The organism is Cupriavidus gilardii, assembly GCF_013314895.1.
Taxonomy (GTDB): Bacteria; Pseudomonadota; Gammaproteobacteria; order Burkholderiales; family Burkholderiaceae; genus Cupriavidus; species Cupriavidus gilardii_C.
Map to the genome: position 1 here is coordinate 103613 of NZ_JABTYE010000013.1, position 21348 is coordinate 124960.

19 protein-coding genes are annotated in these 21348 nt (G+C 68.7%); 6 read left to right on the plus strand and 13 right to left on the minus strand.

From position 1 onward, the window contains the following. Positions 1–46 precede the first annotated feature (46 nt). Positions 47–949 (plus strand): 50S ribosomal protein L3 N(5)-glutamine methyltransferase, encoded by a 903-nt coding sequence (gene prmB, locus HTY53_RS14510; protein WP_174107307.1) that lies wholly within the window; start codon positions 47–49, stop codon positions 947–949. A 48-nt stretch (positions 950–997) separates the two neighbouring features. Here prmB and HTY53_RS14515 read toward each other — a convergent pair whose 3' ends face one another. Continuing rightward, the gene (locus HTY53_RS14515; protein WP_174107308.1) at positions 998–2089 is read right to left on the minus strand and encodes a M14 family metallopeptidase; all 1092 of its coding nucleotides are present in this window, start codon (positions 2087–2089) and stop codon (positions 998–1000) included. A gap of 299 nt (positions 2090–2388) precedes the next feature. On the opposite strand from HTY53_RS14515, the gene HTY53_RS14520 reads away from it, so the two are divergent. Continuing rightward, positions 2389–2898: a DUF2165 family protein gene (locus HTY53_RS14520; RefSeq protein ID WP_174107309.1), complete on the plus strand. Its 510-nt coding sequence runs from the start codon at positions 2389–2391 to the stop codon at positions 2896–2898. A gap of 48 nt (positions 2899–2946) precedes the next feature. On the opposite strand, the gene HTY53_RS14525 is transcribed toward HTY53_RS14520, so the two are convergent. Next, positions 2947–3744 (minus strand): hypothetical protein, encoded by a 798-nt coding sequence (locus tag HTY53_RS14525; protein WP_174107310.1) that lies wholly within the window; start codon positions 3742–3744, stop codon positions 2947–2949. Between the two features lie 262 nt (positions 3745–4006). On the opposite strand from HTY53_RS14525, the gene HTY53_RS14530 reads away from it, so the two are divergent. Further along, on the plus strand, positions 4007–5947 hold the full coding sequence (locus tag HTY53_RS14530) for an ATP-binding cassette domain-containing protein (protein ID WP_174107311.1): 1941 nt from the start codon (positions 4007–4009) through the stop codon (positions 5945–5947). A gap of 48 nt (positions 5948–5995) precedes the next feature. Here the strand turns inward: HTY53_RS14530 and HTY53_RS14535 are convergent, their stop codons facing one another. After that, positions 5996–7834, minus strand: coding sequence for an ABC transporter ATP-binding protein (locus HTY53_RS14535; protein ID WP_174107312.1), 1839 nt, complete (start codon positions 7832–7834; stop codon positions 5996–5998). Positions 7835–7879: 45 nt separating this feature from the next. Next, positions 7880–8365 (minus strand): disulfide bond formation protein B, encoded by a 486-nt coding sequence (locus HTY53_RS14540; RefSeq protein ID WP_174107313.1) that lies wholly within the window; start codon positions 8363–8365, stop codon positions 7880–7882. 331 nt (positions 8366–8696) lie between these two features. Here HTY53_RS14540 and HTY53_RS25055 point away from each other — a divergent pair, with 331 nt between their 5' ends. After that, positions 8697–9164, plus strand: a complete 468-nt coding sequence (locus HTY53_RS25055) for a hypothetical protein (protein ID WP_368040999.1) — start codon at positions 8697–8699, stop codon at positions 9162–9164. Positions 9165–9185: 21 nt separating this feature from the next. On the opposite strand, the gene radA is transcribed toward HTY53_RS25055, so the two are convergent. Further along, positions 9186–10550 (minus strand): DNA repair protein RadA, encoded by a 1365-nt coding sequence (radA, locus tag HTY53_RS14550; protein ID WP_174107314.1) that lies wholly within the window; start codon positions 10548–10550, stop codon positions 9186–9188. Between the two features lie 104 nt (positions 10551–10654). After that, entirely contained in the window at positions 10655–11788 is a 1134-nt protein-coding gene (alr, locus tag HTY53_RS14555) for an alanine racemase (RefSeq protein WP_174107315.1), read from the minus strand. A 501-nt stretch (positions 11789–12289) separates the two neighbouring features. Here alr and lplT point away from each other — a divergent pair. Continuing rightward, entirely contained in the window at positions 12290–13609 is a 1320-nt protein-coding gene (lplT, locus tag HTY53_RS14560; protein ID WP_174107316.1) for a lysophospholipid transporter LplT, read from the plus strand. Positions 13610–13661: 52 nt separating this feature from the next. Here the strand turns inward: lplT and HTY53_RS14565 are convergent, their stop codons facing one another. Genes HTY53_RS14565 through tsaB form a run of 4 tightly spaced genes read right to left on the minus strand, consistent with a single transcriptional unit; the run spans position 13662 to position 17080 of the window. Then, positions 13662–14855, minus strand: coding sequence for a DUF1853 family protein (locus tag HTY53_RS14565; protein ID WP_174107317.1), 1194 nt, complete (start codon positions 14853–14855; stop codon positions 13662–13664). Continuing rightward, entirely contained in the window at positions 14836–15729 is an 894-nt protein-coding gene (locus HTY53_RS14570; protein WP_174107318.1) for a uracil-DNA glycosylase, read from the minus strand. The genes HTY53_RS14565 and HTY53_RS14570 overlap by 20 nt, the downstream gene beginning before the upstream one ends. Continuing rightward, the gene (gene rimI / locus HTY53_RS14575; RefSeq protein ID WP_238511818.1) at positions 15726–16286 is read right to left on the minus strand and encodes a ribosomal protein S18-alanine N-acetyltransferase; all 561 of its coding nucleotides are present in this window, start codon (positions 16284–16286) and stop codon (positions 15726–15728) included. The genes HTY53_RS14570 and rimI overlap by 4 nt, the downstream gene beginning before the upstream one ends. Continuing rightward, positions 16283–17080 (minus strand): tRNA (adenosine(37)-N6)-threonylcarbamoyltransferase complex dimerization subunit type 1 TsaB, encoded by a 798-nt coding sequence (tsaB, locus tag HTY53_RS14580; protein WP_174107319.1) that lies wholly within the window; start codon positions 17078–17080, stop codon positions 16283–16285. Before tsaB ends, rimI begins: the two co-directional genes overlap by 4 nt. Positions 17081–17198: 118 nt before the next feature. On the opposite strand from tsaB, the gene HTY53_RS14585 reads away from it, so the two are divergent. After that, positions 17199–17468, plus strand: a complete 270-nt coding sequence (locus tag HTY53_RS14585) for an acyl-CoA-binding protein (protein WP_174107320.1) — start codon at positions 17199–17201, stop codon at positions 17466–17468. 49 nt (positions 17469–17517) lie between these two features. Here HTY53_RS14585 and HTY53_RS14590 read toward each other — a convergent pair whose 3' ends face one another. The 3 genes from HTY53_RS14590 to aceB all read right to left on the minus strand — a co-directional run bounded on the left by HTY53_RS14590 (position 17518) and on the right by aceB (position 21306). Beyond that, positions 17518–19011, minus strand: coding sequence for a DHA2 family efflux MFS transporter permease subunit (locus HTY53_RS14590; protein ID WP_438820962.1), 1494 nt, complete (start codon positions 19009–19011; stop codon positions 17518–17520). Further along, positions 19008–19478, minus strand: a complete 471-nt coding sequence (locus tag HTY53_RS14595) for an SRPBCC family protein (RefSeq protein ID WP_174107321.1) — start codon at positions 19476–19478, stop codon at positions 19008–19010. The genes HTY53_RS14590 and HTY53_RS14595 overlap by 4 nt, the downstream gene beginning before the upstream one ends. Positions 19479–19719: 241 nt before the next feature. Further along, on the minus strand, positions 19720–21306 hold the full coding sequence (gene aceB / locus HTY53_RS14600; RefSeq protein WP_174107322.1) for a malate synthase A: 1587 nt from the start codon (positions 21304–21306) through the stop codon (positions 19720–19722). Positions 21307–21348 lie beyond the last annotated feature (42 nt).

The following is a 21348-nucleotide window of genomic DNA, read 5'->3' on the forward strand; positions in this document are numbered from 1 at the left end:
CGATCCCGCCTTGCCGCCCCTGACCGACCCTGACCACTTTTCCGCCATGGCCAACGCCTCTCCCCTGTCCACCGTCCGCGATCTGCTGCGCCTGGCGGTGTCGCGCTTCACCCAGGCCGGCCTGTCGTTCGGCCACGGCACCGACAACGCCTACGACGAGGCGGTCTATCTGATCCTGCATACGCTGCATCTGCCGCTCGATACGCTGGACCCGTTCCTCGATGCGCGGCTGCTGCCAGAGGAAATCGACGCGGTGATGGAGGTGATCCGCCGCCGCGTCGACGAGCGCGTGCCGGCGGCCTATATCACGCACGAGGCGTACATGCATGGGCAGCGCTTCTATGTCGACGAGCGCGTGATCGTGCCGCGCAGCTTTATCGGCGAGCTGCTGCAGGACGGGCTGGATCCGTGGGTCGGCGATATCGACGCGATCGGCCCGGTGCTGGAGCTGTGCACCGGCTCGGGCTGCCTGCCGATCCTGGCCGCGCAGGCCTGGCCGCATGCGACCATCGATGCGGTCGACATCTCGGCCGATGCGCTGGAAGTTGCGCGCCGCAATGTCGCCGACTACGGGCTCGAGGACCGCATCCGGCTGTATCACGGCGACCTGTATGCGCCGCTGCCGGCCGGCGCGACCTATGACGTGATCTTCAGCAATCCGCCGTATGTCAACGAAGGCGCGATGCAGCGGCTGCCCGCCGAATATCTGGCCGAGCCGCGCATCGCGCTCGCCGGCGGCGACGACGGCATGGATGTGGTGCGCCGCATCGTCGCCGGCGCACGCGCGCGGCTCAATCCCGGCGGCGTGCTGGTGGTCGAGATCGGCAACGAGTTCGACAACGTCCAGGCCGCCTTCCCCGATCTGGAACTGATCTGGCTGACGGTCAGCGCGGGCGAGGAACAGGTATTCCTGCTGACGTACGAGGCGCTGGAGGCGGCTGGGCTGTAGGGCTTTTTGTTGGCGGACGCTGCTGGCAGAACGACCGCCGCTGCGGTCTTACTCCATCGCCGCCAACGCCACGGCCGCGGCGCGTACCGCGGTCGTGCATTGCTCGACGACCCCTTCGCGCCAGTCGTCGGCATCGCCGTAGAAGGCCCGCCACATGCCGTGGCGGATCAGCGCACGCTGGGTGTTGTCGGCGTCCGGATGCAGATGCAGCCAGTGATCGCCGCGCAGCGCCTGCAACACGTCCGGCAGCGGCAAGGTGCCGAACTCCAGCGCGATGCCGGCAAAGTCGATCGCGGGCAACGTATCCGGGACGGCGTGCCACGCCAGCCCGGTCAGATTGGCCGAGGTCGACGAGCCGTCGTACATCGAGGTCACGTGCTGGCCCCAGATCGCGCGGGTCCGCTCCAGCTGCGGCACATCGTCGGGCCCCATGTAGATCGGCTCGCCATAGCCCCAGGGCCCCAGCCCGGTATGGATGTCGATCCAGCGCAGGCTCGTTCGTCCCGCGCCGTAGCGCGCGAGGATGCGGCGCAGCGTGTAGTTGCTCCAGGTCGCCACGCGCCCGCCATAGAACATGCCGTGCGGGTCGTCGTACTGGCCCGCGCTGACCGCCGCCTGATACCAGCTCATGCCGCGCTCGGCGATCGTGCGCGCCAGCGCGGCCTCGTCCTGCTCCGACGGCGGCCAGTGCGCGGGCAGCAGCAGCGGCGCGACTTCGGCATAGGCAGCGTTTTGCGGCAGCGGCCGCGTGAAATCCATGAAGTTGCGGTTCAGGTCGACGTTGTCCTCGTTGACCCGGCGCATATGCGAGAAGCCGTAGGGATTGACCGCATGCACCAGCAGCAGCGCCGCCCCGGCCTTCGCGCATTGCTGCAGCAGCGCGGCATCGTGCAGCAGCGCGATCTGCGCCCCGGAGCCGCAGAAGCCCTCGACGCCGTGCATCGCCGAGGTGACCAGGATCAGATGGCGCGCATCGCGCGGACCGATCCAGGCGACGTCCATCGCCAGCTCCTCGTCCTCGGCGCCGCGCCGCGTCGGATGCGCGAACGGCGTGGGCACGTCGCCGACGTTCTGGGCCGCCAGCCTGAACCTGGCGCGCGCTTCCTCGTAGCGGCTTGAAAAGCAATCGTGCAGCTGCATCGGCGGCTCTCCGGGGCGACCAGAATCGATGACCGCATTAAACGCCATTCCGCCGGCTGGCGCCAGCCGGTACAATCCCGTCCGCACAAGGTTGGATCGATCCGACGCGGCCGGCGCGGCTTCCCAGGCCCGCCACGCGTTTCAGGTAACACCAGTCCCGATCTCCAGCCGGATTTCCCCCGCGCCCGTCCCGGGTCCCGCCTCTTCCCTTCATTCCGACCGCCACGTTGCGCAACCGGCCGGGGTTGGCACGCCATCCCGCCGCAGGACTGGCGGTCATTGATCCTGAGACTGTCAACATGATCGTGCGTTATTCCAAGATCGCCGCGGTATTGGCCATGGCCCTGTTCGCCTCGCTGGTGTCGTTCGGCAACATCACCGACTACGGCACCAACTTTGCCTTCGTCCAGCATGTGTTCCTGATGGACACGACCTTCCCCGGCAACGGCATCATGTACCGCGCCATCCGGTCGCCGCTGCTGCATCACGCCGGCTACATCGGCATCATCGCGCTCGAGACCGCCACGGCGCTGCTGTGCTGGGCCGGCGGCATCGCGCTGTGGCGCGCGCGCCGGCAATCGCCGCGTGCATTCCATCGGGCGAAGACCTGGGCAGTGGCGGGCCTGACGCTGGGTTTCCTGACCTGGCAGGTCGCCTTCATGTCGATCGGCGGCGAGTGGTTCGGCATGTGGATGTCGAAGGAATGGAACGGCGTGCCCGACGCCTTCCGCTTCTTCATCACGCTGCTGACGGTGCTGATCTACGTCAGCCTGCCCTACGACGACCTCGAGCTCGCCGCCGGCACCTAAGTCGGCCGGTCCAATCGGCCGGTCCAATCAGCCGTTCCAATCGGCCGGTCAGCCGTCCCAGTCGCCGTTCGACCCGGCGTTCCCGGCCCCGCCCGCGCGCCGCGGCACCGCTTCGAGCTGCCAGGCGCGCGGATGCAGCGCCAGTCCGGCGGCCTCGCCCTGCGCCCGGGTCAGTGTCAGATGGCGGGCCAGCCAGTCCATCACGCCGCGCAGGAAGCGCTGCTGCTCGAGCCGTACCGCCTCGCGCAGCTTGCGTTCCAGCTGCACGTAGGCAGTGTAGACGTCGAGCAGATTGGCGCTTTTCAGCGTGGCCGGCGTGGACGGGCTGCGCTCGATCGCCAACACGCGGCTTGCCTGCTGCGGCGTCAGGGCGCCTGTCTCGCGCCAGGCCGCATACAACGGCTCGAGCGGGGCGAAACGGACGCTGGGCTGCACGCGGGGCACGGCGGCGACCTTCTCCATGCGCAGCAGCAGGTAGCGGACCGCCGCGGCATGCAGCCGGGCCTGCTCTCGCTCCAGCCCGCCGCGTGCGCCGCGTGCGCCGCGAGCCGGCCGTGCATCGTCGCGCCAGGGTCCGGCGCCGGCAGCACGCGCGGTAAAGTCCGGCACGCTGTCCAGACCGGCATTGCCGCCCAGCAGCCGATGCGCACAGTCCGGACCCAAAGCGTGCTCGTCGCCGTGCGCATCGCGCAGGATATAGGCATGGCCCGAGCCAATGCCGTGCCCCTTGCCGCCCGCGCCCGAGCCGGCGCAGCGCGTCCCCGGATCGACGAAGTCCTTGCGGACCGGCGTCCAGGGCGAGCTGGTGGTGTGCGGGACGGCGCGGGGAACAGGGTCGGCAGGCATGCGGTGGGGTGAAATAAGCGACGGCAGGCGGTGACGCCAGGCGATGATGGCAGGCGACGACGGCAGGCGGCAGCTCCACCGGTAGCGGCACGGCGACCGATGGTCGGCGCCCGACCATGCAACCGGCAAGCAACGACGCGGGGGCGCATTGTCTCGCGAATTGCGGGCCGGCGCGACACCGGCGGCATGCCGCCCGCCGCCCCGGGCTAAAATGCGCCCTGCCCGGCTTCGTGCCGGGCTCGACTTTCCATAGAAGACTCTTGTGATCCGAATCGACCAGCTAGTCCTCCAGCGCGGCACCAAGGTGCTGTTCGACCATACCAGCGTGACGCTGAACCCCGGCGAACGCGTCGGCCTGGTCGGTGCCAACGGCAGCGGCAAATCGACGCTGTTCGCGCTGCTGCGCGGCGAAATCCATCCGGACGGCGGCGACGTGTCGGTGCCCGCGCAATGGCGCGTGGCCCATGTCGCGCAGGAAACGCCGGCGGTGTCGCGCAGCGCGCTCGAATACGTGATCGACGGCGACACGCGGCTGCGCGCGATCGAGCAGACCATCGCCAGCGCGCAGGCCAGCGGCGACGGCCACGCCGAAGCCGAAGCGCATGCGGCCTACGCGGACGCCGACGGCTACACCGCGGCCTCGCGTGCCGAGGCGCTGCTGCTGGGCCTGGGCTTCACGCTGGCGCAGGTGGGCCAGCCGGTGGCGGCATTCTCCGGCGGCTGGCGCATGCGCCTGAACCTGGCGCAGGCGCTGATGTGCCCGTCCGATCTGCTGCTGCTCGACGAACCGACCAACCACCTGGACCTCGATGCGATCGTCTGGCTCGAAGACTGGCTGGCGCGCTATCCCGGCACGCTGGTGATGATCTCGCACGATCGCGAATTCCTCGACGCGATCTGCAATGTCACGGTTCATATCGAACAGCAGCAGCTGCGCCGCTATGGCGGCAACTACAGCCTGTTCGAGACGCTGCGGCTGCAGCAGATGGCGCAGCAGCAGGCCGCGTACGCGCGCCAGCAGAAGCAGATCGCGCACCTGGAATCGTTCATCACCCGCTTCAAGGCCAAGGCCACCAAGGCGCGCCAGGCTCAGAGCCGCGTCAAGGCGCTGGAGAAGATGGAGCGGCTGGCGCCGGTGCACGCCGCGGCCGGCTTCTCGTTCGAATTCCGCGAACCGGATGCCGCGCCCAATCCGATGATGGTGCTCGACGCGGTCGACTGCGGCTACGACGGTCCGCCGCCGGTGACGATCCTGCACGGCCTGACGCTGTCGATCCAGAACGGCCAGCGCATCGGCCTGCTGGGCGCCAACGGCCAGGGCAAATCGACGCTGGTCAAGACCCTGGCCGGCACGCTGGCCCCGTTGTCCGGCACGCTGCGCCACGGCAAGGGCCTGCAGATCGGCTACTTCGCGCAGCACCAGCTGGAGACGCTGCGCGACCACGACTCGCCGCTGCAGCATCTGGCGCGGCTGGCGCCCGATACGCGCGAACAGGAACTGCGCGACTTCCTCGGCAGCTTCAATTTCCGCGGCGACATGGCGACCTCGCCGATCGAACCGTTCTCGGGGGGAGAAAAGGCGCGGCTCGCGCTGGCGCTGATCGTCTGGCAGAAGCCGAACCTGCTGCTGCTCGACGAGCCGACCAACCACCTGGATCTCGATACGCGCGAGGCGCTGACGATGGCGCTGGCGCAGTTCGAGGGCACGCTGATCCTGGTCTCGCACGACCGGCACCTGCTTCGCGCGACCACCGACCAGTTCATGCTGGTGGCCAACGGCGGCCTGCAGCCCTTCGACGGCGACCTCGACGACTATCGCGACTGGCTGCTGCAGCAGGCCGCCGCCAAGCGCAACGCCGCGGCCGCCGCGCATCGGTCCGGTGGCGCGGAAGGCGAGGACACCGCGGCGCCTGCGCAGAATCGTCGCGACCAACGCCGCGCCGAGGCGGATGAACGGCAACGGCTCGCGCAGTTGCGCAAGCCGTTGACCAGGGAGCTGGAAAAGGTCGAGAAGCGGATGGCCGTGCTGCAGCAGGCCAAGACGGAGATCGACGGCTTCATGGCCGACGAAGCGAGCTATGCCGAGGCCAACAAGGCGAAGCTGCTCGAGATGCTCAAGCGCCAGGGCGAAGTCGAAGGCGAACTGGCCACGCTGGAAGAGCGCTGGCTGGAGCTGCAGGAGCAGATCGAGCAGATCGCCTGACGGGATCCCGACTGCGGCCCGGCCGCAGTCGGGCGTGCCGCTGCCCCGCTATTCCTGCAGCGCCTCCTCGGTCAGGAAGCCGCCGCTCTGATGCGCCCACAGCCGGCCGTACAGCCCGCCACGCTGCAGCAGTTCGCGATGCGTGCCCTGCTCCACGATGCGGCCACGGTCCAGCACGACAATGCGGTCCATCGCCGCCAACGTCGACAGCCGATGCGCGATCGCCACCACGGTCTTGCCTTCCATCAGCCGGTACAGGCTCTGCTGGATCGCGATCTCGACCTCGCTGTCGAGCGCGCTGGTGGCCTCGTCCAGCAGCAGGATCGGCGCATCCTTGAGCATCACGCGGGCGATCGCGATGCGCTGGCGTTGCCCGCCCGACAGCTTGACGCCGCGCTCGCCGACGTGCGCGTCGTAGCCGCGCCGCCCTTCCCGATCGCTCAGCGTGTGGATGAAGTCCTCGGCCTCGGCGCGCCGCGCAGCGGCAATCATCTCGGCATCGGTGGCATCGGGCCGGCCGTAGACGATGTTGTCCCGCACCGAGCGGTGCAGCAGCGAGGTGTCCTGCGTCACCATGCCGATCTGCGCGCGCAGGCTGTCCTGCGTCACGCCGGCGATATCCTGGCCGTCGATCAGGATGCGACCCGACTCGACGTCGTAGAAACGCAGCAGCAGATTGACCAGCGTCGATTTGCCCGCGCCCGAGCGGCCCACCAGCCCGACCTTCTCGCCGGGCCGGATCGTCAGCGTGAAGTCGTCGAACACCGGCCGGCCGGAGCCATAGGAAAAGCCGACGTGCTCGAAGCGGATTTCGCCCTGCGTGACCCGCAGCGGTACCGCATCGGGCCGATCCTCGATATGGCGCGGACGCGCCAGCGTCGACACGCCGTCGCGCACCGTGCCGATGTGCTCGAACAGCTCGGCGATCTCCCACATCGCCCATTGCGAGATGCCGTTCAGACGCATCGCCATCGCGGTCGCCGCCGCCACCGCGCCGATGCCGATCTGGCCGGCGGACCACAGGAACAGCGCGAGTCCGGTCGTGGCGACGATCAGCATCATGATCAGCGTGTGGTTGACGATCTCGAACGCGCTGATCAGCCGGCCCTGCGCATACACGGGTTGCATGAACTCCTGCATCGCGCTGCGCACGTAGCTGGCCTCGCGCCGCGAGTGCGAGAACAGCTTGACCGTCGCGATATTGGTGTAGGCGTCGGTCACGCGCCCGGTCATCACCGAACGCGCGTCGGCCTGATGCGCGGAGACGCGCGCCAGCCGCGGCACGAAGTACCACGACGCGCCGACATAGGCAATCACCCAGACCAGGAACGGCGCCAGCAGCCAGCCATCGAAATTGCCCAGCACCACCGCCGCCGACACCAGGTAGATCACGATATAGACCAGGATATCCGCCACCGTCATCACGGCATCGCGCACCGCCAGCGCGGTCTGCATGACCTTGGTGGTGACGCGGCCGGCAAACTCGTCCTGGAAGAAGCCCATGCTCTGGTTCAGCATCAGCCGGTGGAAATTCCAGCGCAGGCGCATCGGGAAGTTGCCGAACAGCGTCTGGAACTTCAGCATGCTCCAGACCGTGACCACCGCGATGCTGGCCAGCACGATGCCGGCCAGCAGCAGCAGGCGATCCGAATAGGTCGACCACAGTGCTTCGGGCTTGACCGCGGCCAGCCAGTCGACGAGGCGCCCGAGCATGCTGAACAGTACCGCCTCGAAGATGCCGATCGCCATTGCGCACAGCACCAGCAGCAACAGATAGCGCCGCACGCCCGCCGTGCAATCGACGATGAACGCGATCCAGTGCGGCGGCGGCGTATCGGGGAGCGTATCCGGGTAGTTGTGGATACGCCTTTCAAACCAACGGAACACGGCCAGTTTCTCCAGGAATGGTGTCGAGCGGCCGCGACGGGTCGCTCAACGGTAGTTACGTTCGCGGCGGATCAGTCCGACCGCCAGCACGCCGGTCAGCACCACCAGCCAGATCAGCGACCAGCCCGGAATCGAGATGCCGAGCACGGGCGGCAGCGGCGCGGAGCACAGACCGTCGGAATAGAACACTTGCGGCAGCACGCGCGCGGTCGGCAGCGCGTTGACCCAGTTCTCCAGCGGGTCGATGCCGCAGCTCGCCTTCGGATTGAGCAGCAGCGACACGTGGTAGCCGGCTACCGCGATGCCGCCGACGCCCGACAGCATCGCCAGCCCTTGCCACAGCGTGCGGGTGCCCTGCCCCAGCGCCGCCAGCAGCGAGAACAGGCCGATCGCGACGAAGGCGAAGCGCTGCATCACGCAAAGCGGACACGGCTGATAGCCCTGCGCGTGCTGCAGATAGAGGGCATAGCCGACCAGTCCGAACGAGACGATGGCGATCAGCAGGAAGTAGGCGCGGGAATTCGCTTGCATGGCGGAATGGCGGTCGACAGAGCGGTGAACGAAGCGGTGAACAAGGTCCGGAATGGTCCGGAATGGTTGGGAATGGTTGGGAATGGTCCGGGTAGAACGGGGCATCGGCGATATGCGGTGGTCCGGTATCGCGACCAGGCGCCATCTTACCGATTTTGCCCAACACGCGCCGCAGCGTGCGACGGCGCATGCACGCGCGACCGCCACGATTGCGACCGATCGCCGCAGCGCCGCATGCCGGCATTGCCGATGCCGGCGAACGCGCGAACAATGCCGTTCATTGCGTCGGCGCACCATGCGTTCGCCCCATGATTCGTCGAGGACCGTACCCATGAACAGCAATGCCCTGCGCGCCGTGCGCAGCACCGAATTCCGCCCGACCCGGCCAATCCGCCCGACCCGGCCGACCCGGCCGCCCTGTTTCCGCGCGACCGCAGAGGCCGCCAATGGCAACCGCGGCCCGGCGGCCGAACCGCGCCCGTCGCCGGCGCCGGTGGTGCCGGTCGGCTACCGCCAGGGGTTCATCACTGCGATCTCGGTGCTGCTGGCCTTTACGCTGGCCTTCTGGCGCTACTGGAGTTTCGAGAGTCCGGGCCCGTGGAACGCGCTGTCGCTGGCCGTCGAGGTCTCGCTGGGTGTCGCCGCCGGCCTGCAGGTGGTGGCGCTGTTCCGCTCGCTGCGGGTCGAGGACGACCAGGTCCCCGAGTACCGCCGCACGCAGCGCTGGCTGTTCGTGTCGGCAGTGGTGCTGATCGCCGCGCTGCTCGGCGCGCTGTGCGAGGACTCGGTGTTCGGCTGAAAGCGCCGGTACGCGCGGCGCTCAGCCGTCGAGATGGCGCACGCGCTCGATCGCCTGCTCGATCCGTTCGACGGGGATCACCTCGAGCCCGTCGATCGGCTGCTTGGGCGCGTTGGCCTTCGGAATCACCGCCTGCGTGAAGCCCAGCTTCGCCGCCTCGCGCAGCCGGTCCTGGCCGCGCGGGCTGGGACGGATCTCCCCCGCCAGGCCGACCTCGCCGAACACCACCAGCCCGCGCGGCAACGGCTTGTTGCGCATCGACGAATGGATCGACAGCAGCACCGCGAGATCGGCCGCCGGCTCGGTGATCTTGACCCCGCCCACCGCGTTCAGGAACACGTCTTGGTCGAAGCAGGCGATGCCGGCATGGCGGTGCAGCACCGCCAGCAGCAGCGCCAGCCGGTTCTGCTCGAGGCCCACCGCCAGACGCCGCGGATTGGGCACATGGGCGGCGTCGACCAGCGCCTGGATCTCGACCAGCAGCGGGCGCGAACCCTCCTGCGTGACCATCACGCAGGACCCGGACACGGTCTGCTCATGCTGCGACAGGAACAGCGCCGACGGATTGCTGATGCCGCGCAGCCCGCGCTCGGTCATCGCGAACACACCCAGCTCGTTGACCGCGCCGAAGCGGTTCTTGAACGCGCGAATCAGCCGGTGCGAGGAATGCGTGTCGCCCTCGAAATACAGCACCGTATCGACGATATGCTCGAGCACGCGCGGCCCGGCCAGGCTGCCTTCCTTGGTCACATGGCCGACCAGGATGATCGTGGTACCGCTGCTCTTGGCGATCCGCGTCAGCTGCGCCGCGCATTCGCGCACCTGGGCCACCGAGCCCGGCGCCGACGTCAGCGCCTCCGAGTACAGCGTCTGGATCGAGTCGATCACCGCCACCTCGGGCTTGTCCGCGTCCAGCGTCGCCTGGATCTTCTCGAGCTGAATCTCGGGCAGCAGCCCCAGGCTCGGACTGTCGATACCCAGCCGCTGCGCGCGCAGCGCGATCTGCGCGCCCGACTCCTCGCCGCTGACATAGAGCACGCGCCGGCTGCCGGCCAGATTGGCGAGCGCCTGCAACAGCAGCGTGGACTTGCCGATGCCGGGGTCGCCGCCGATCAGCACCACGCCGCCGGCCACCAGGCCGCCGCCGAGCACCCGGTCGAATTCCTCGATGCCGCTGCTAAAGCGCGGCACGTCGGACGCCTCGATCTCGGACAGCCGCTGGACCGTGCTGGTCGCCGCGAGCGGCTGGAAGCGCCGCGCCGACGGCGTCTCCGGCAGGCTCTCGACCAGCGTGTTCCATTGCTGGCAATGCGGGCACTGCCCCTGCCAGCGCGGCACGGAGCCGCCGCATTCGGTACAGGTGTAAATGGTCTTGGTCTTTGCCAACGGGAATCCTTGGGCCAGGAACGAGAAGGCGCCGCCGCCGAAAGCCCCGAGGGCTGGAAGGCCGGGAAAGTCCGGAGGCCGGCAGGCGCCGCGAGGCGCCGATTCTACTTGGCCGGCGCGCTCTCGGCGACGTTGGGGGCGTCCGGCACGGTCAGCGTCGCGACGGTGACCGGCACGCGCGGCGCCAGCGCGCACATCAGCTCGTAGCCGACGGTGCCGCTGGCAGCGGCCACCTCGTCGATCGGCAGGCCGTGGCCCCACAGGGTGACCGGCGAACCGACCCGCGCCTTCGGGCACGGCGTCAGGTCGACGCACAGCATGTCCATCGACACCCGGCCGACCAGATGCGTGCGCACGCCATCGACCAGCACCGGCGCCGGCTGGTCGCCCCAGCCCGCGGCATGGCGCGGATAGCCGTCGGCATAGCCGCAGGCGACCACGCCGATCCGCATCGGGCGGTCGGCCGTAAACAGCGAGCCGTAGCCGACCGTGTCGCCGGGCCGCAATTCCTGCACCGCGATCAGTTCGCTGTGCAGCGACATCGCCGGCATCAGCCCGATGTCCGCAATGTCGGCCTGCCGGCCGCTGGGCGAGGCGCCATACAGCACGATGCCGGGACGGACCCAGGCGCGGTGCGCGGCCGGATGCCATAGCGTGGCGGCCGAGTTCGACAGGCTGGCCTCGCCCGGCAGATTGGCGGTGGCGGCGTCGAACACCTCCAGCTGGTGCGCGATGCCGCGCTCGCCGTCGGCGTCGGAGAAGTGGGTCATATGGACGATGCTGCCCACTCCGGACAGCGTGCGGGCGCGCTCCCAGGCGGTGCGGTACTGGTCCGGCGCGAAACCGAGCCGGTTCATGCCGGTATTGAGCTTGAGCTGGATCGCCAGCGGCCCCTTGGGCCGGGCCACCTCGAGCATGCGCAGCTGCTCGTCGTTGTGGATCGCGGTGGTCAGCCGGTATTCCTCGAGCAGCGGCACGTCCTGCGGCTGGAAAAAGCCCTCGAGCAGCAGGATCGGCCCCTGCCAGCCCAGTTCACGCAGCAGCACGGCCTCGTTCAGGTCCAGCAGGCCGAAGCCGTCGGCGGCGCGCAGGCCGGCGAAGGCGCGGCGGATGCCGTGACCGTAGGCGTTGGCCTTGACCACGGCCCAGACGCGGGATGCCGGCGCGTGGCGACGCACCACCTCGAGATTGTTCGCCAGGGCGGGTTGATGGATGACAGCGTGAATCGGTCTTGGCATGGGATCAGGGAAGGTTCGTCACAGCGGCATCGCGGCCCGCCGGGCCTGTGGCTTGCCATGGCCATGGGCGGGCGTGCCGAAGTGGTGCCCGGGGCACTGTCCCTGGGGATGACCAGGGGGACGACCATGGGCGTTCGGCACCAATGCGCGGCAGCACACCGAAGGGGCACCGCGTAGACCGTTATTTGACCACATTGGTTCGGCAATTCCCGGGAATCCGCTCCGCATCGAATGGTCAAACCCGGTCAATTTGCGGTCTTCCCTTCTTCGGAATTGAAAGACTTTCGTGATATAAAGCCGGACGTTCCGGCCATGTTTCAAAAGTGATTCAATATGACGGGTCCCGTCAGGTACGTACACGCCCCCGCCACGCCGAACCGGACCAGGCGCGGGCGTCCCGTTGGCAAGGCCGCCGTTCACCCCCTCCGCACGATGCCGACAGCCGTTGGCGCGGGCACGCCAGTAGCGCAAGGAAATCGCGATGGAGACAGAGTCCAAGGTATGAAGAAGGGTTTTTACACCATCATGGCCGCGCAGTTTTTTTCGTCGCTGGCCGACAACGCTCTGCTCATCGCCGCCATTGCCCTCCTCGCCGAATTGCATTCCCCGCAGTGGATGACCCCGCTGCTCAAGCTGTTCTTCGTGCTCTCCTATGTCGTGCTGGCCGCCTTCGTCGGCGCCTTCGCCGACTCGATGCCGAAGGGCAAGGTGATGTTCATCACCAACACGATCAAGATCGGCGGCTGCGCGATCATGATGTTCGGCCTGCACCCGCTGCTGGCCTACGGCGTGGTCGGCTTCGGCGCGGCGGCCTACTCCCCGGCCAAGTACGGCATCCTGACCGAACTGCTGCCGGCCGAACGCCTGGTGGCCGCGAACGGCTGGATCGAGGGCCTGACGGTCGGCTCGATCATCCTCGGCACGGTGGTCGGCGGCGCGCTGATCTCGGTCAAGGTATCGGCGCTGATGCTGGCGATGGACCTGCCCTGGATCGAGACCGGCATCGACACGCCGGCCGAGGCCGCGATGGTGGTCATCATGCTGTTCTACGTGATCGCCGCCCTGTTCAATCTGTTCATTCCCGATACCGGCGCCCGCTATCCGCAGCAGGAGAAGAACCCGATCAAGCTGATCGCCGAGTTCGCCGACTGCTTCACGGCGCTGTGGAAAGACAAGCTCGGCCAGATCTCGCTGGCCGTGACCACGCTGTTCTGGGGCGCCGGCGCGACGCTGCAGTTCATCGTGCTGAAGTGGGCGGAGAAGTCGCTCGGCCTGAACCTGTCGCAAGGCGCGCTGCTGCAGGCCGTAGTGGCGGTCGGCGTGGCCGTCGGCGCGATCATGGCGGCGATGCGCATTCCGCTACGCAAGTCGCTGTCGGTGCTGCCGTTCGGCGTGGCGATGGGCGCGATCGTGATGCTGATGGCCTTCTACACCAAGGACGCGATGCCCGATGTCGCGCTCGACCTGCTGGGCATGCGGATGCCGCTGTATATGGCGATCGCCTACGTCTTCCTGATGCTGGTGGGCGGCATGTCGGGCTACTTCGTGGTGCCGATGAACGCGCTGCTGCAGCATCGCGGCCACGTGCTGCTGTCGGCCGGCCACTCGATCGCGGTGCAGAACTTCAACGAGAACGTCTCGGTGCTGCTGATGCTGTGCCTGTATGCGCTGCTGATCAAGCTGAACGTGCCGATCGGCATCGTGATCATCGCCTTCGGCATGTTCGTCTGCGGCACGATGCTGCTGGTGATGCGGCAGCATCGCAAGAACGTCCGGCTGTACAACTCGCTGGCGATGATCGGCGAAGACAAGCACCACTAAACCAGGACGGCGCCGAACGCGCGCCGCCGCCTTCGCGCGAAAGACCAGCGGCTCAGCGCGGCGGCTGCGCGGCGCGCTGCCGCGCCCGCTCCTCCCAGCCCGGCGGCACGACGAATCCGCGCGAACGTTCGCGCCACCAGCCCGGGGCCGAGGCGCCGGCCGGCTCCATCTCGCAGATCATCACCGGGGACTCGCGCCGCCAGGCCAGTTCCCGATGGGGTTCGGCGAACCGCGCCGCCAGCGCATCGTGCAAGGTCTCGAACGATTCGGTGTCGTGCTCGGGCACCAGTGCGGGCGACAGCCAGCGAGCCCGCGGCAGCCGATGCCAGCGTACTGCCAGCGCCGACGCGGAAGCGCTCAGTCCCGCCGATTGCGTATGGACGCGCTGGTCCCGCCGCACCCGCTGCGCCCACTGCTCGAGCGTCGACCACCAGCCGCGCAGATGATCGGGATTCAGCCCCAGACCGTCGAGTCCGGCCGGCATCCGTCCATCGCGATAGAACAGCCAGCCGAGCAGATAGATTTCGCTGCGATCGACGCGGGCGCCCAGCAGCGCCTCGGCCTCCGGCGTGCGCGACAGCGGCAGCTGCCGGCGAACGATATGCGACAGCTTGTCGCCGAGCCGGTCCACCAGATTGGGACCGACGAAGGCCTGCAGCCATGGGGCGCGCCCGATCTCCACGGGCGCCGCCGCGGTCGACGCATCGCTGCCGGGCTCCACCAGCAGATAGAACTTGGCGGCCATTTCCCAGTGCACCAGCTGACCGGCGCCGCCCGCCAGCTCGCGCCAGACGAAGTCCAGCTCGCCCAGCGTCTGCACGCCGTGGCCGCCATGCCGGCGCACCGGCAGGTTGGAGGCGACCAGCTCGATGCCATTGCCGTGCGCCAGCGCAAAATGCAGCAGCCGTTCGGCATGCCGGCCCAGGCGCAGGCTGCGCGCGGCCGGGGCCAGCGCTTGCACGGCGCCCGGCAAGGCAGACAATTCCTCGATGGTGGGCGGCAGCTGGCCCGGGTCGGCGCCCGCCAGCCAGCGCTGCCATGCGGCAAGGGCCGCCGGCGGCCAGCTCGCCAGCGCGGCACCGCCGGGGCCCGCCAGTGCGGCCAGATCGTCCGGCAAGCGGCTCAACAACGGTGGCGCCAGCGTGCACCAGGCCAGATCGCGCACGCGCGCCGACGTGGCGGCGCGCCACAGCGGCTCGGCCGTGGTCGCGCCGGCGCCCGCCAATTCAGTGACCGGCTCCCGCATCGCTGCCGCCGGCACCGCCGGCCCGTGGAGCGTCGAGCTGACCGGCCGCGGCAGCCGGATCGTTCTGCCGGTAGACGTCGCGCGCCAGGCACAGGTCTTCCCACGCGCGCGCCTTGTCGGTGAGCGTGCGCAGCAGATAGGCCGGGTGGTAGGTCACGACCACCGGGATGCCTTCGTAGCGATGCACCGTGCCGCGCAGCTTGCCGATCGGCGTGGTGGTGCGCAGCAGGGTCTGCGCGGCGAAGCGGCCCAGCACGACGATCAGGCGCGGGCGCACCAGCGCGATCTGCCGGCGCAGGAACGGCTCGCACTGTTCGACTTCGGCGGGCTCGGGATTGCGGTTGCCGGGCGGCCGGCACTTCAGCACGTTGGCGATAAAGACATTGCGCCCCCGCGCCAGCTGCAGCGACGCCAGCATATTGTCGAGCAGCTTGCCGGCCTGGCCGACGAAGGGCTCGCCCTGCCGGTCCTCGTTCTCGCCCGGCGCCTCGCCGATCAGCATCCAGTCGGCCTCGCGATCGCCGACGCCGAACACCGTCTGCGTCCGCGTGCTGCACAACTGGCAGGCGGTGCAACCGGCGACGCGCGCTTCCAGCGCCTGCCAGTCGAGCGCGGCAATGTCGTCGGTGCGCTCTGCGGTGCGCTCGGCGGCGCGGTCTTCGGAGCGGTCTTCGGCGCGGTCTTCGGCGCGGTCTTGGGCAAACTCGGGCGCAGACAGCAGCAAGTCCTCGTCCGGCAGGATCGGGATGACAGGCTGGCGCGGTGCCGCCTCGGCCGATGGCGCATTCGGCGCGACGGCCGGCGCCGAAGCATGACGCGGCACCCATTCGGTGCCGATGCCCAGTGCCTCGAGAAACAGCGCGCGCCGGTTCATGCCGATTCCTCCGGCGCCTGGTCCTGCTGCGCACCCCAGTGGCGGCGCAGCACCAGCGCATCCTCGCGCGCGCCGCCGGCGGCCGGGTAATAGCCCTTGCGCCGACCGATCACCTCGAATCCGGCGGCCTCGTACAGCGCCAGCGCCGCGGTATTCGATGGCCGGACTTCGAGCAGCACATTGGGCAGACGATGCTGATGCGCGGTCGCCAGCGCCACGGCCAGCAGCAGCTTGCCAAGGCCGCGGCGATGGCGCGCCGGTTCGATCGTGATATTGAGCAGATGCATCTCGTCGACCACCGGCATCAGCACCGCGTAACCGGCCAGCGCGCCGGCCGGGTCGCGCAGCGTCAGGCCGATATGGCCGGCCTTGACCGAGTTCTCGAAGTTGCCGCGGGTCCAGGGATGGCTGTAGGCGCGCTGCTCGATCTCGACCACCGCGTCGAGGTCGCGCGCGCTCATGCGCGCCAGCGACCAGCCGCCCGGCAGGGTCGGCATATCGGGCACCGCGGGCCGCGCGCGGGTGCCGGTGCCGCTGTCGCCAAGCGTGGCGCTCATTGCCGCTCTCCGGTCGCCGCCAGCGAGGCGCGCCCCGCCGCCGCGGCCTGACGCTCGGCGACAGTCTGCGCGACCTTGTCGCGCAGGTACAGCGGCGCCGCATCGGCAGCGGCCACGGTCTCGCCGCGCGCCAGCGCGCGCTGGGCGATCGCCACCACGGCAGCCGCATGCGGCATTGCACCCGATATCGTGCGAGCAGCCTGCGCGGCAACCTGCAGCCGCTCGCCATAGACCGTGACGCCGTTGCCGGCGAGCCAGAACGGCGCGGCGGGGTTCGGCACCGCCTCCGGGGGGATCACCCGCATCGGGCCGGCTTCCTGCCATTCGCCACGCACCGCATCCCAATCGAACAGCCCGGCATAGACTTCGTCCATGCGGGCGTCAAGGGCGACCAGCACCGGCATGCCGGAGGGCAACACGTCGGCCGCGGGATCGCCCTCGCCTTCCAGGCCGGCACCGGGCACGCCGCGCACGCGTTCGGCGCACGCCATCAGGGTATTGACCGGCACCACCGGCAGATCGGCACCGAAGGCCAGCCCCTGGGCGATGCCGCAGGCGGTGCGCAGGCCGGTGAACGATCCCGGGCCGGCGCCGAAGGCGATCGCGGCGCAATCGGCCAGCCGGATGCCGGCCTCGGCCAGCAGTTCGCCGGCGGCGGGAAGGACCCGGGCCGACGAGCGCGGCCCGGTCTGTTCGTGGCGGGCCAGACAATGCAGGCCGCCAGTGGGCGTGGCGCGGCCAAGCGCAACCGAACACCACTCGGTGGAGGTTTCAACGGCAAGAATCCAGGACATGCCGCGATTGTATCCGCTGACCGCGGAACCGAAGCCGTCCTCGGTTTTTGCAGGGAGGGGTTCGGGTCCCGCGCAGCTATCATCGCGATTCGATCCCCCTCACTGCCCAGGAGTCACCATGAGCGACCTGCAACAGCGCTTCGAGCAAGCGCAGAACGACGTCAAGCAACTGCCCGAGCGCCCCAGCAACATGACGCTGCTGCGCCTGTACGCGCTGTACAAGCAAGGCAGCGAGGGCGACGTCCATGGCGACAAGCCCGGCATGACGGACTTCGTCGGCCGCTACAAGTTCGAGGCCTGGGAGACGCTGAAAGGCACCAGTCAGGAAGAGGCGATGCAGAAGTACATCGAGCTGGTGGAAGAGCTGAAGTCGGGCGCGGCCAGCTGAGCCCCACCGCCCTGTCGTCCCCACGCAGGCGGGGACGACAGGATCCTCGCTACTGTCCCACCTGCTCGGGCGCCTGCCGCGGCCGGATCCGCCAGGCGGCCAGGATCGCGGTCGCGATCACCAGCCCCACCGCCAGAAAGGTCTCGTCGAAGGCGCGGATGCGTGCCGCGGCATCGGCCCCGGCCTGATTGCCGGCCAGCAGCGCGCCATGCGATTCGAGCCGCCATTGCAGGCCGACCCCGGCCAGGCTGACGCCGATGGCACCGCCGAGCTGGCGCACGAAGTTGATCACGCTCGATCCCTGCGCGATCAGCGAGAAGTCGACGCCCCGCATCGCGCCCAGCGACAGCGACGGCAGGATGCAGCCCAGGCCGATGCGGCCCAGCACCGCCAGCGCGACCAGCACGACATAGGGCGTCGCCAGCGAGCCCAGCGCCATCAGCAGGAACGATGCCGCCAGCAGCGCGAGGCCGACCGACACCTGGATATGCGGCGGCACGCGGCTGGTCAGGCGTCCCGCCAGGGCGATGGTCACCGCCAGCGCGATCCCGGCCGGCAGCAACACGAAGCCCGCCTGCGACGGCGAGTACTGCAGCGCCATCTGCATGTAGACGGGCAGCAGATAGGTCGAGCCGAACAGGCCGGCACCATAGATGAAGGCCACTACCGCGCCGGCCGAGAACTGCCGGTAGCTGTACAGCCGCATGTTCATCAGCGGGTCGGACGCGCGCAGCTGCCACAGCACGAACAGCACCAGCAGCAGCACGCCCAAGCCCGACAGCAGCAGGCCGGTGACGGTGTCCTCGCGCAGCTCGACCAGGCCGTTGAGCAGCATCACCGTGGCGACGCCGGCCAGCGCCAGGCCCTGCCAGTCGAGCGGTTTCCGCTCGCCCATCATCGCCGAATCGATCGCCATGAAGCGGCGCGCCATCAGCCCGGCGACGATGGTCAGCGGCACCACCACGAAGAAGATCGAACGCCAGCCGAACGATTCGACCAGGAAACCGCCGAGGCTCGGCCCCAGTGCCGGCGCCAGCACCACGCCGAAGCCGAACATCCCCATCGCCCGGCCCTGCTCGCGCTCCTCGAACACGCGCAGGATCAGGATATTGGGCAGCGGCTGCATGATGCCCGCGGCCACGCCCTCGGCCACGCGCATGCCGATCATCACGCCATAGCTGGGCGAGAAGCCGCCGACCATGCCGCCCACGCCCAGCAGCACGGCGGCGCCGAGAAAGGTGCGGCGCAGGCCGTAGCGGTTCAGCAGCCAGGGGGTCAGCAGCATCGCCAGCGTCATCGCGATCATGAAGCTGGCCGCGACCCATTGCGCGCGTTCCTGCCCCAGTCCGAAATGCCGGCTCAGGTCCGGCACCGCGACATTGACGATGGTCGACGACACGATCGACGACATCGTGCCGATCATCAGCGTGATCAGCACCAGCCAGCGCAGCTTGTCGCCGTAGCGCTCGCGCAGGTACGCGCGCGTCGGGGCGCTGCGCGCCGGACCGTCGCCGGCGCGCGGCGGCAAGGAGTCCTCGCTCACCCCAGTCTTCCGAGGCTCGCCAGTTCACGGATCTTGCGCACCGTATCGAGATCGGCCTCGTGATAGGCGGACTTGACGATCTCGGCGTAGCGGTCGTCGCCGCTGGCATCGACCGCCGGCATCGTGGTCTCGTAGGTGAAGCGCAGCAGCAGCGCGCCGGGGCCGGGCGTCTCGATGGTCATCGTCAGCGTGCCGCCGGCGTGGTCGGCGGTGGCGGCGGTCTCGTAACGAACCGAGCGGCGCGGTTCGAACACGACCCGGTCGCTGACCTCGGCCTTGCCGAAATGCAGCACGCGTTCGATCCAGTCGTCGCCTCGACCGGTGATTTCGGCGCGGTCCAGGCCGAGCACGAACAGCTCCGGCGACTGGCCGCGCAGCACCAGCCCCTGCCAGACCTGGTCCGCCGTCAGCGGGTCCAGCGACGGCGAGTTGGGGTCATTGATCTCTACCAGATGCTCGAAGCGCAACTTGATTCTCCCTCTTGCTCAAGCCGTCATTATGAGGGCCTCGCGCCGGCGCCGCATTCCGCAAAGCAAAAAGCCCGCGGATGCGGGCTTGTCGAATGCATGCGAACCACCAATGGGTTCTCCCTCTCGCCTCAGGGGAGAAAGGTTGGGGAGAGGTAGTCTTGACCCACGGCAGCGGCATGACCGCCGCGGCTTGCCCTCTCCCCCGCCGCTCTCCCGCGAGCGGGAGAGGGGAACCTCATCAGATCTCTTCGTACAGCGGCAGCGTCAGGAATTCGGCGAACGATTCCGACGTCGACATCTGCTCGAAGATCTCCGCGGCGCGGTCGTAGGTCGTCGTGTCGCCACCGACCACTTCCTTGACCTTGGCCAGTTCCTCCGGAATCAGCGCGCGCACCATCTCGGCGGTCACCTTGCGGCCGTCTTCCAGCACGCCCTTCGGCGAACGGATCCACTGCCAGACCTGCGAACGCGAGATCTCGGCGGTGGCGGCGTCTTCCATCAGGTTGTGGATCGGCACGCAGCCGTTGCCGGCCAGCCAGGCGCCCAGGTAATGGATGCCCACGTTGATGTTCATGCGCAGGCCGCCTTCGGTGATCGGCGTTTCCGGCTGGAAGTTCAGCAGGTCGGCGGCGGTCACGTTGACGTCCGGGCGCTGCTTCTCGAACTGGTTCGGCTTGTCGCCCAGCACCGCGACGAATTCCTTCATCGCCGGCTCGACCAGGCCCGGGTGGGCCACCCAGCCGCCGTCATAGCCATCGGTGGCGTCGCGGCGCTTGTCGCCGATGATGCCCTGCATCGCGATCTCGTTCTTCTCCGGATCGTTCTTGATCGGGATCAGCGCGCTCATGCCGCCGATCGCGGGCGCGCCGCGCTTGTGGCAGGTCTTGAGCAGCAGCAGCGCGTAGGCGCGCATGAACGGCGCGGTCATCGTGACCTTGGCGCGGTCGGCCAGGCAGAAGTTCTTGTCGGTCTTGAACTTCTTGATGCACGAGAAGATGTAGTCCCAGCGGCCGGCGTTCAGGCCCGCGCTGTGCTCGCGCAGTTCGTACAGGATCTCTTCCATCTCGAAGGCGGCCAGGATCGTCTCGATCAGCACGGTCGCCTTGATGGTGCCCTGCGGCAGGCCGATCTCGTTCTGCGCCATCACGAAGATGTCGTTCCACAGGCGCGCCTCGAGATGGCTCTCCATCTTCGGCAGATAGAAGAACGGGCCGGCGCCGCGCGCCACCTGTTCCTTGGCGTTGTGATACAGGAACAGCGCGAAATCCCAGATGCCGCCCGACACGCGCTGACCGTCGATGGTCACGTGCTTCTCGTCCAGATGCCAGCCGCGCGGACGAACCTGCAGCGTGGCGATCTTGTCGTTCAGCTTGTAGACCTTGCCCTTGGCCTCGAGCGTCAGCGTGCGGCGCACGGCGGCCTTCAGATTGACCTGGCCCTGCAGCTGGTTATGCCAGTTCGGGGTGTTCGAGTCCTCGAAGTCGGTCATGTAGCTGTCCGCGCCCGAGTTGAACGCGTTGATGACCATCTTCGCTTCGACCGGGCCGGTGATTTCGACGCGGCGGCATTCGAGCGCCTTCGGGATCGGCGCGATCTTCCAGTCGCCCTCGCGGATCGACCTGGTTTCCGGCAGGAAATCGGGGCGCTCGCCCGCGTCCAGGCGCTTGGCGCGCTCGACGCGCGCGGCCAGCAGCTGCTGGCGGCGCGGTTCGAAGGCGCGGTGCAGCTTGTCCACCAGGGCCAGCGCTTCCGGCGTGAGGATGTCTTCGTAGGCCGGCAGGATTTCGCCGGTGATCTTCATGCCCGCAGGCAACGTGATGGCCATCAATGCTCTCCTGTAATCGATGGGGGTTGTGCCATGCCTGCC